A 10,012-nucleotide genomic window follows, 5' to 3' on the forward strand; every position below is an offset into this window, starting at 1 on the left:
CGAACTCCGCTCCGTACGGCCGCCACGGCACCGGGGCGGCACAGCTATTAGGACGTCCTACTAATTTACTCGGACGTCCTACCACCTGTCGACGGCCACCGGGGCCGAACGGCGGATCCCCGCCCCGGGAACGCCGAGAGCGCCCCTCCCCGGGCGGGGAGGGGCGCTCTCGGCGGACGACGCGCGGGTCAGACTCCGGCGGGTTGGCGGGCCCCGGTGCCCGGCTCGAGCAGCTCGGCGGCCTCGCGGGCCACCTTGCGCTCGAAGACGAACGAGGCGAACGGGATGCAGCCGGCGGCCAGGGTCAGGACCATCCGGCCGAGCGGCCACTTCAGCTTCTGCCCGAGCAGGAAGGTCACCACGAAGTACCCGATGTACAGGTAGCCGTGCAGCATCGCGACGTAGGTGGTCAGGTCCTCGGCGGTGTCGAAGCCGTACTTCGCGACCATGAAGCCGCAGAACACCAGCAGCGCCGTACCGGTCGCCACGGCCAGGGCCCGGTACCAGCCCAGCAGGGGGGTCGCCTTCATACTTCGCATCGCCTCGCTCGGCAGGATCGGAGGGCACGCCCGGATCCGCGCACCGCTCCCACGAGGGTAGCCGCCCTCACGGCCTGGCCCGCGCAGCCCCCTCGCCGCCCTCCTCGGCGAAGTCGCCGGCGGCGACCCGCAGCGGCCTGAGCAGCTCGAAGACCTGGCGGCACTGGTCGGCGCCGTACTCCTCCAGCCCGAACTCCATCGCCATGAGCTCCCGGGTGGCCTCCTCGACCACCTCGCGGCCGCGGTCGGTGATCGCGGCGAGCACGCCGCGGCCGTCCAGCGGGTTGGGGCGGCGGGCGACGAGTCCGGCCCGCTCCAGCCGGTCGACGGTGTTGGTGACGCTCGTCGGGTGCACCATCAGGCGCTCGCCGATCTTGGAGAGCGAGAGCTCGCCGGTGCGGCTGAAGGTCAGCAGCACCAGCGCCTCGTACCGGGCGAAGGTCAGTCCGTACGGCTTGAGCACCGCGTCGACCCGGGAGAGCAGGATCTGGTGGGCCCGCATGATCGAGGTGATCGCCGCCATCGAGGGCACTCCGCCCCAGCGGCGGGTCCAGAGTTCGTCGGCGCGGGCGATCGGGTCGAAGTCGAGCGCGAGGGGCTTGGGCACCTCCTTACCGTACCGGCGGAAGGGACGTGTGCTACCAGCTGTCCTGATGGTGGACAAGCGCAACACGTGGCGGGATCCCGCCAGTCGGGCGCCCAGGTCCGGACCAGGACGTTGCACGGGTGTGAACGCGGGGCAACGAACCCCGGTCCGGACGGAGTTGGGGAGGCGTTCGCCCACTGCCGCACCAGCAGGCCTCGGTTCGGGCGGCAACCCGCCGCACGTCGGGGTGTTTCACCCCTTTTGTCGGTCTGTTCACATTCACCACCACTGGCGGGACCTGGCCAATTCCTGAGCAAGACCTGTCATTTGACGTGATCGATTGTCATGCTTTCCGCCAACCCAGTCCGGCAGCCACCACCCCCACCCACCGGTGGCCAGCCGCTCGATCGGGCCCCCGCACGCCAGTGCCCGTTCCGCCCCAAGGTGCCGACCCCGGCCCCCGGAGCGAGGTGCGCCCGCGCCCACACGCGGTTTCCCGGAAGGACCCGTCCGTGAAGCGAAAGCTCGCAGCAGTCGCCGTCATCTCCGCCACCGCCCTGCTCTCCGGTGTCGTCCAGGCGAGCGCCGCCCAGGCCGGCCCGGCCCCCGTCCCGCCGGGGCAGGCCGCCGACCAGCAGGCCGCGGCGATCGCCCTGGCCGGCGGTCAGTCCGGTCCGCTGGCGGGTGCGCTGGCGCTCGGCGGCCAGGAGAAGCTGGTCGCGAAGGACGCCGTGGTCGACCAGGACGGCACCCGCCACCTGCGCTTCGAGCGCACCTACGCCGGCCTGCCGGTGCTCGGCGGCGACCTGGTCGTCCACGAGAGCGCGGGCGGCTCGGTGAAGTCGGTCGACAAGGCCGTCACCGCGCAGCTGAGCCTGTCGAGCCTCACCCCGCAGATCCCGGCCGACAAGGCGGCCGCGCAGGCCACCGGCGCGGTCCAGGCCACCGTCGGCGTGGCCGCCGACAAGGACGAGTCCCCGCTGAGCGCCGTGCACCAGACCGGCAAGGCCGAGCTGGTGGTCTGGGCGAGCGACGGCAACCCGCGCCTGGCCTACCGCACCACCGTCGAGGGCGTGCGCGCCGACGGCACCCCGAGCAGCCAGCTGCTGGTGACCGACGCCGCCTCCGGCGAGGTGCTCTCCACCCACGAGCAGGTGCAGACCGCCGCCGGCACCGGCAAGGGCGTCTTCGTCGGCACCGTGCCGCTGACCACCACCCAGAGCGGCAGCTCGTACACGCTGAAGGACGCCACCCGCGGCGGCCAGTCGACGGTCACCATGAAGAACCGGACCTCCGGCTCCGGCACCCTCTACAGCAAGTCGTCCAACACCTGGGGCACCGGCTCGGTCTCCAGCGGCGAGTCCGCCGCCGTCGACGCCCAGTTCGGCGCGGCCGCCACCTGGGACTTCTACAAGAACACCTTCGGCCGCAACGGCATCAAGAACAACGGCGTCGGCGCCACCAGCCGCGTGCACTACGGCTCCAACTACGTGAACGCGTTCTGGAACGACTCCTGCTTCTGCATGTCCTACGGCGACGGCTCGGGCAACACCCACCCGCTGACCGAGATCGACGTGGCCGGCCACGAGATGAGCCACGGCGTCACCTCCGCCACCGCCAACCTCAACTACTCGGGCGAGTCCGGCGGCCTCAACGAGGCCACCTCGGACATCTTCGGCACCATGGTCGAGTTCTCCGCCAACCTGCCCTCCAACCCGCCGAACTACTGGATCGGCGAGCTGATCGACCTCAACGGCGACGGCACCCCGCTGCGCTACATGGACAAGCCCTCCAAGGACGGCGGCTCGGCCGACTCCTGGTACTCGGGCGTCGGCAACCTGGACGTCCACTACTCCTCCGGCGTGGCCAACCACTTCTTCTACCTGCTCTCCGAGGGCAGCGGCGCGAAGAGCATCAACGGCTTCAGCTACAACAGCCCGACCTCCAACGGCTCGACGCTCAGCGGCATCGGCCGGGACAAGGCCGCGCAGATCTGGTACCGCGCGCTGACCGTCTACTTCACCTCCACCACCAACTACGCGGGCGCCCGCACCGGCACCCTGAAGGCCGCGGCGGACCTGTACGGCGCCACCAGCGCCGAGTACAAGGCGGTCGCGGCGGCGTGGAGCGGCGTCAACGTCAACTGACGCACGCCGCACGGTGAACAGGACGCCCGGGGCCTCCGTGGAGGGCAGGCCCCGGGCGTCCGGCACGTCCGGGGCCTGGAGCGCCGAAGGCCGGCCCCGGGCGCGCGCCGCGTCCGGGGGCCGGCGCGGCGGGTAGCAGCGCTCCCGCGACCCGGCAAGGCCGCCCGCTGGCGAGGTCCCGCCAGGGGGACGAACCCGCCCGTACCGGGGCGCGGATCGGCAGCCGAACCACCCGCACCAGCGCTGGCGGTTCCTGGCCAATCCCGGTGGGCGGCCTGTCATTTCCTGCCACCGATTGTCATGCTTCTGACCAAGCCCCGTCCGACGGCCCGTCACACCCCCACCCATCGACGGACCGCCAGTGACCGCACGGGAGCGGCACGTCCGCGCCCTACCGCCCCCAAGGCGCCAACCCCGGCGCCCCGGTACGCGGCGCAACCGCGCGCACACCGCGGTTTCGTGGAAGGAACCCCCGCACGTGAAGCGAAAGCTGACAGCCGGCGCCGTACTCTCCGCCACCGCCCTGCTCGCCGGCGTGATCCAGATCGCCGTCGTCCCCGCCGCCCAGGCCGCCGCCCCCGCGCCGGAGCAGCGCGCCGAGCTGCTCGCCCTGGCCGCCGGGCAGAGCGCCCCGGTCGCCCACGCCCTGGCCCTCGGCGGCCAGGAGCAGCTCGTCGTGAAGGACGTCATCGCGGACCGGGACGGCACCCGCCACCTGCGCTACGAGCGGACCTACGCCGGCCTCCCGGTGCTCGGCGGCGACCTGGTCGTCCACCAGAAGGCCGACGGCTCGGTGAAGTCCGTCGACCGGGCCTTCGACGGCCGGCTGTCGGTGCCGAGCCTGACCCCGGGCATAGCCGCCGGGCAGGCGGCCGAGCGCGCCACCGCCGCCGTGCGGGCCACCGTCGGGCTCGCCGCCGACGAGGACGAGGCGGCGCTCACCAGGGTCGACGGCGCCGGCGCGGCCGAGCTGGTGGTCTGGGCCGCCGACGGCGCCCCGCGGCTGGCCCACCGCACGGTGGTCACGGGCGAGCGGGCCGACGGCACCCCGAGCCGCCAGGAGGTCGTCACCGACGCCGCCACCGGCCAGGTGCTCTCCAGCCAGGAGCAGGTGCAGACCGCGACCGGCACCGGCAAGGGCGTCAACGTCGGCACCGTCACGCTGACCACCACCCAGAGCGGTTCGACCTACCAGCTCAAGGACGCCTCCCGGGGCAACCAGTCCACCACCGACCTCAAGGGCGGCACCTCCGGCAGCGGCACGCTGTTCAGCAACACCACCAACTCCTGGGGCAACGGCTCGCCGTCCAACCGCGAGTCGGCCGCCGTGGACGCCCAGTACGGCGCCGCGGCCACCTGGGACTACTACAAGAACACCTTCGGCCGCAGCGGCATCAAGAACAACGGCGTCGGCGCCGCCAGCCGGGTCCACTACAGCACCAACTACGTGAACGCGTTCTGGGACGACTCCTGCTTCTGCATGACCTACGGCGACGGCTCCGGCAACACCCACCCGCTGACGGCGATCGACGTCTCCGGCCACGAGATGAGCCACGGCGTCACCTCGGCCACCGCGAAGCTGAACTACTCGGGCGAGTCCGGCGGCCTCAACGAGGCCACCTCGGACATCTTCGGGACGATGGTCGAGTGGTCGGCCAACCTGCCCTCCGACCCGCCGGACTACCTGATCGGCGAGAAGCTCAACATCAACGGCAACGGCACCCCGCTGCGCTACATGGACAAGCCCTCCAAGGACGGCGCCTCGGCCGACTACTGGTCCTCCACCGTCGGCAACAAGGACGTCCACTACTCCTCCGGCGTCGCCAACCACTTCTTCTACCTGCTCGCCGAGGGCAGCGGCGCCAAGGTCATCAACGGGGTCAGCTACAACAGCCCGACCTCCAACGGCTCGACGGTCACCGGCATCGGCCGGACCAAGGCGGCCGCCATCTGGTACCGCGCGCTGACCGTCTACATGACCTCCACCACCAACTACAAGGCCGCCCGCACGGCGACCCTGAAGGCCGCGACCGACCTGTACGGCGCCACCAGCACCGAGTACAAGGCGGTCGCCGCGGCCTGGAGCGGGGTCAACGTCAACTGACCGCGCCCGACGCGCCCCGACCACCCGGTAGGACCTGACCACCCCCGGTAAGAACGGCGACAGGCTGCCGCGGCCCTTTGGGAGAGGAGGCCGCGGCAGCCTGTCGACCGTCGCGTTCGGGGGGAGCGGCTCAGGCGGCGGCCGGCTCCAGCTCGCCGCGCTCCTCCTTGCCGAGCATCCGCTCGGCGACCAGGCCGCCGAGCGGGATCACCGAGAGGACGAACAGCAGGGCGCCGCGCTTGACGTCCCACTTCTGCGCCTGCCACGCCTGGATCCAGAAGACCACGTAGAGCACGAACAGCACGCCGTGGACCATGCCCATCACCGGGACGGCGTCGAAGGACGTGGTCCGCTTCAGCACGGAGCAGATCAGCAGCAGGACGAAGGAGACCCCTTCGGGGCCGGAGACCAGGCGCAGGCGGTGGACGGCGCTGCTGTTCACGTTGGGTACCTCAATACGGGGGTCGGAGGCGCGGACACGCTTGTGAAGCGACGCACAAGCCTTGGCCATTATCACCGAGCACACGTCCGGAGCCCGGCCCGGGGTGCCCCCCGTGAGCGGTCTCACACCGGCCGGCCCGATGTCACAGCTGTGCGCCAGAACCCGCCCGGCGCGGGCGGCCCGTCACCCGCTACCCCTATCCTGCTGCCCGCGCGCCCACCGGACCGGGGGCCGCACGCATCGGACGACCGGGGGTAGCCACTCATGTTCAAGCGGGACTGGGACCGAAGGACCTGCGCCAAGCGCGGCCACGTCACCTACGCGCCGACCGAGCCCGCGCTGGCCGCCCGGCTGCACGCCTCCACCGCCCTCGGCGACGCCTGGCGCTGCCTGCGCTGCGGCGACTTCGCGCTCGGCGCCCCGCACGGCTCCGGCCCCGCGCAGGACGCCCCGCTGGTGCCCCGCGGCAAGGCGCTGCGCGACCTCTTCATCCTGCGCTTCCTGGCCGTCGAGCGGGTGCTGCGCGGGCTGCTGATCATCGTGGTCGCCTGGGCCGTCTGGAAGTTCTCCAACAGCCAGGACGCGGTGCACCGGATCTTCGACGAGAACCTGACGGTCTTCCGGCCGGTCACCGACCACTTCCACTGGGACCTCGAGCACTCCCCGATCGTCGACACGATCCGGAAGACCTTCGACTACCACAAGAACACCCTGCTGATCGTCGCCGGCGCCCTGCTGGCCTACGCGCTGATCGAGATCGTCGAGGCGGTCGGCCTCTGGCTGGGCCGGCGCTGGGCCGAGTACCTGACGGTGGTCGCCACCGCGGCCTTCCTGCCGCTGGAGGGCTACGAGCTGAGCGAGCACGTCAGCGCGGTGAAGATCTGCACCCTGCTGCTGAACATCGCGGCCGTCCTGTGGATCATGCTCTCCAAGCGGCTGTTCGGGCTGCGCGGCGGCGTGGTGGCCTTCGAGGCGGAGCGTCACTCGGCCTCGCTGCTGGAGGTCGAGGAGGCCGCCGGCACCGTCGCGCCCGCGCACGGGGCGCACGCGCGCGCGTGACCGGCGCGAATGTCGCAGACCGGTACCAGTTCCCACCCCGCCCCTCCCCCTGCCGCGGCCGCTGCCAGTAGATTGCGGCCGTGGCACAGTTCAGACTCCAGGGAACCCGGGTACTCGCGGTCGAGTTGGCCGGCGAGGCCGTCAAGGCCAGACACGGCTCGATGGTCGCCTACACCGGCCAGATGAGCTTCAAGAAGCTGACCGGCGGCGGGGACGGCCTGCGCGGCATGGTCGCCCGCCGACTGACCGGCGAACAGATGACCGTCATGGAGGTCAAGGGACAGGGCACCTGTTACTTCGCCGACAAGGCGACCGAGATCAACCTGGTCAGACTGAACGGCGAGACGCTGTTCGTCGAGGCGGACAACCTGCTCTGCACCGAGGGCTCGCTGCGCACCGGCACCACCTTCACCGGGCTCAACGGCATGTCCTCCGGCAACGGCCTGTTCACCACCAAGGTGGAGGGCCACGGCTGGGCCGCCGTCACCTCGAACGGGCCGGCGATCATCCTGCGGGTCGGCAAGGACCAGCCGCTGCGGGTCGACCCCGGCGCCTACGTGGCGCACACCGGCAGCCTGCAGCGCAGCCTGAAGTCGGGCGCCGGCTGGACCACGGTGATCGGGGAGGGCGGCGGCGAGGCCGTCCAGGTGGAGTTCTCCGGAGAGGGACTGGTCTACGTGCAGCCGTCGGAGAAGGTCACCATCGGGGGCGACGTCTGATGGCCTTCACGAAGATCAACGGCAAGATGGTCGAGGCCGTCGTGGTGCCCGGCCAGCGGCTGTTCAGCCAGCGCGGCGCGATGCTCGCGTACACCGGGGACGTCCGCTTCACGCCGAACATCACCGGCGGGCAGGGCGGCGTGATGTCGATGATCGGCCGCCGGGTGGCCAACGAGGACACCCCGCTGATGACCGTCGAGGGTCAGGGCCGGGTCATGTTCGGCCACGGCGGCCACCACGTCCACGTGATCGACCTGGTCGGCGACACCCTGTACGTCGAGGCGGACCGGCTGCTGGCCTTCGAGGGCACGCTGCAGCAGTCCACCATGTTCATGGGCTCCCAGGGCGGCGTGATGGGCATGGTCCGCGGCCAGGTCACCGGCCAGGGCCTGTTCACCACCAAGCTGGACGGGCAGGGCTCGGTCGCGGTGATGGCGCACGGCGGCGTCTTCGAGCTGCCGATCGTCCCGGGCCAGTCGGTGCACGTCGACCCGCAGGCGTACGTGGCGCACCGCGGCCAGGTGCAGAACAAGCTGTCCACGGCGCTGGGGTGGCGCGACATGATCGGCCGCGGCTCCGGCGAGGCGTTCCAGCTGGAACTGTCCGGACAGGGTGCGGTGTACGTCCAGGCGAGCGAGGAGAAGCTCTGATGTCCTACCCGCCGCAGCCGCCCCACGGGCAGTCCCCGTACGACCAGCCGACCCAGCCCGGCTTCGCCGTCCCCCCGCCGCCGCCCCCGGGCTACGGGCCGCAGGGCGGCTACCCGCAGCAGGGCGGGTACCCCCAGCAGGGGGGCTACCCCCAGCAGGGGGGCTACCCCCAGCAGGGCGGGTACCCGCAGCAGGGGGGCTACCCGCCGCCGCCTCCGCCGCAGCAGCCCCAGCAGGCCTACGCCCAGGAGCAGTTCGGCGGGCCGCAGGCCCCGCTGCCGAGCGCCCACGGGGGCGGCGCCGGCCCGGTGGTGTACGACGCCCACAGCCTGCCGGCGAACGACAACGTCAACCCGTACGCCTTCTCGGTCGACCTGAACGGCTCGTACTTCCTGCAGAAGGGCAAGATGGTCGCCTACTACGGCGACATCAGCTTCAAGGGCGTCGGCGCCGGCGTGCTGGACCGGATGATCGGGCAGCACTTCAACTCGCCGATGCACGCGGCGGACTGGGTGGTCGCCCAGGGCCGCGGCAAGCTGCTGCTGGCGGACCGCGCCTTCGACCTCAACTCCTACGACCTGGACGAGGGCAACCTGACCGTCCGCTCGGGGAACCTGCTGGCCTTCGAGCCGACGCTGCGGCTCAAGCAGTCGATCATCCCGGGCTTCCTCACCCTGATCGGCACCGGCAAGTTCGTCGCCGCCTCCAACGGGCCGGTGCACTTCGTCGAGCCGCCGATCCGGGTGGACCCGCAGGCGCTGGTCGGCTGGGCGGACTGCCCGGCGCCGTGCCACCACTACGACCACGACTACATGCACGGCCTGATCGGCGGCATCCGCCGGCTGACCGGGCTCGGCGGGGCGTCCGGCGAGGAGCACCAGTTCGAGTTCATCGGCGCCGGGCAGGTGCTGCTGCAGTCCAGCGAGAAGCTGATGGCCGAGCGCTCGGTCGGCCAGGTGGGCGCCGAGGCGGGCATCCCGATGGGCGGCGTGCCGTCCCAGCCGGGCGCGGCCGGCCACGGCGGGCACGGCGGGGGCAACCTCAACGTGCCGGGTCTCGGTAACCTGGGCGACCTGGGACGGCGTTTCGGCCTGTAAACTTGTACAAGATTTAACTAAATCGGGTATGCTGTCCCCATGGATGCGCACACGATCGACACCGCGGACACCCCTCCGTCGCAGCCGGAGGGGGAAACCCCCTGGCTGACCGCCAGGGAGCAGCGGATGTGGCGCGCCCACCTGGAGGTCGCCAAGCTGCTGGACTACCAGCTCAGCCGCGAACTCCAGCCGCACAACCTGGCCATCAACGACTACGAGATCCTGGTCGTCCTCTCCGAGGCCCCCGACCGCCGGATGCGGATGACCGACCTCGCGACGGCCACGCTGCAGTCCAAGAGCCGCCTCTCGCACCAGATCACCCGCATGGAGACGGCCGGCCTGGTGCTGCGCCAGGAGTGCCCCGGCGACCGCCGGGGCCTCTACGCCCACCTCACCGAGCAGGGCTGGGACACCATGCAGCGGGTCGCCCCCGACCACGTGCGCAGCGTCCGGGCGCACTTCATCGACCGCTTCACCCCGGAGCAGCTGGACGCCATGTACGAGGCCCTCGCCCCGGTCGCCGAACACCTCCGCGGCCTCCGCGGCCGCTCCTGACCCCTCCCCGACACGTCTAAGAGGGTGTTCGATACCGATTTAGGCTGCCGCGAGGAGTTTCGGGCGGAGGTATTGCCCGATTCTGTCCGGGCTGGCGGTCAGTCGGGTGGCCAT

Annotated in this window: 10 protein-coding genes; 7 read left to right on the top strand and 3 right to left on the bottom strand. The window is 71.4% G+C overall.

The window, feature by feature from the left end; all coding sequences use genetic code 11:
* Nucleotides 1-188: 188 nt before the first annotated feature.
* Both ACIRS1_RS29825 and ACIRS1_RS29830 read right to left on the bottom strand, forming a co-directional pair.
* The gene (locus ACIRS1_RS29825) at nucleotides 189-530 is read right to left on the bottom strand and encodes a DUF3817 domain-containing protein (protein ID WP_360204689.1); all 342 of its coding nucleotides are present in this window, start codon (nucleotides 528-530) and stop codon (nucleotides 189-191) included.
* 76 nt (nucleotides 531-606) lie between these two features.
* Nucleotides 607-1,146 (bottom strand): MarR family winged helix-turn-helix transcriptional regulator, encoded by a 540-nt coding sequence (locus tag ACIRS1_RS29830; protein ID WP_387902236.1) that lies wholly within the window; start codon nucleotides 1,144-1,146, stop codon nucleotides 607-609.
* A gap of 491 nt (nucleotides 1,147-1,637) precedes the next feature.
* On the opposite strand from ACIRS1_RS29830, the gene ACIRS1_RS29835 reads away from it, so the two are divergent.
* Nucleotides 1,638-3,272, top strand: a complete 1,635-nt coding sequence (locus tag ACIRS1_RS29835) for a M4 family metallopeptidase (protein WP_402845118.1) — start codon at nucleotides 1,638-1,640, stop codon at nucleotides 3,270-3,272.
* Between the two features lie 478 nt (nucleotides 3,273-3,750).
* Nucleotides 3,751-5,376 carry a M4 family metallopeptidase gene (locus ACIRS1_RS29840; protein WP_402845120.1) on the top strand — a complete coding sequence of 542 codons (1,626 nt, stop codon included), beginning with the start codon at nucleotides 3,751-3,753 and terminating at the stop codon, nucleotides 5,374-5,376.
* A gap of 130 nt (nucleotides 5,377-5,506) precedes the next feature.
* Here the strand turns inward: ACIRS1_RS29840 and ACIRS1_RS29845 are convergent, their stop codons facing one another.
* Nucleotides 5,507-5,818: a DUF3817 domain-containing protein gene (locus ACIRS1_RS29845; protein WP_360204679.1), complete on the bottom strand. Its 312-nt coding sequence runs from the start codon at nucleotides 5,816-5,818 to the stop codon at nucleotides 5,507-5,509.
* 264 nt (nucleotides 5,819-6,082) lie between these two features.
* Between ACIRS1_RS29845 and ACIRS1_RS29850 the strand changes: the two genes are divergently transcribed.
* The 5 genes from ACIRS1_RS29850 to ACIRS1_RS29870 all read left to right on the top strand — a co-directional run bounded on the left by ACIRS1_RS29850 (nucleotide 6,083) and on the right by ACIRS1_RS29870 (nucleotide 9,898).
* Nucleotides 6,083-6,877, top strand: a complete 795-nt coding sequence (locus tag ACIRS1_RS29850; RefSeq protein WP_402845122.1) for a DUF2127 domain-containing protein — start codon at nucleotides 6,083-6,085, stop codon at nucleotides 6,875-6,877.
* 80 nt (nucleotides 6,878-6,957) lie between these two features.
* A complete protein-coding gene (locus ACIRS1_RS29855; protein WP_360204673.1) occupies nucleotides 6,958-7,596 on the top strand; it encodes an AIM24 family protein in 639 nt (212 codons plus the stop codon).
* The gene (locus ACIRS1_RS29860) at nucleotides 7,596-8,246 is read left to right on the top strand and encodes an AIM24 family protein (RefSeq protein WP_360204671.1); all 651 of its coding nucleotides are present in this window, start codon (nucleotides 7,596-7,598) and stop codon (nucleotides 8,244-8,246) included. The genes ACIRS1_RS29855 and ACIRS1_RS29860 overlap by 1 nt, the downstream gene beginning before the upstream one ends.
* A 275-nt stretch (nucleotides 8,247-8,521) precedes the next feature.
* Entirely contained in the window at nucleotides 8,522-9,343 is an 822-nt protein-coding gene (locus tag ACIRS1_RS29865; RefSeq protein WP_360204862.1) for an AIM24 family protein, read from the top strand.
* Between the two features lie 39 nt (nucleotides 9,344-9,382).
* A complete protein-coding gene (locus tag ACIRS1_RS29870) occupies nucleotides 9,383-9,898 on the top strand; it encodes a MarR family transcriptional regulator (protein ID WP_360204668.1) in 516 nt (171 codons plus the stop codon).
* Nucleotides 9,899-10,012: the final 114 nt, after the last annotated feature.

This window comes from Kitasatospora sp. NPDC101176 (genome assembly GCF_044768035.1).
Lineage (GTDB): Bacteria > Actinomycetota > Actinomycetes > Streptomycetales > Streptomycetaceae > Kitasatospora.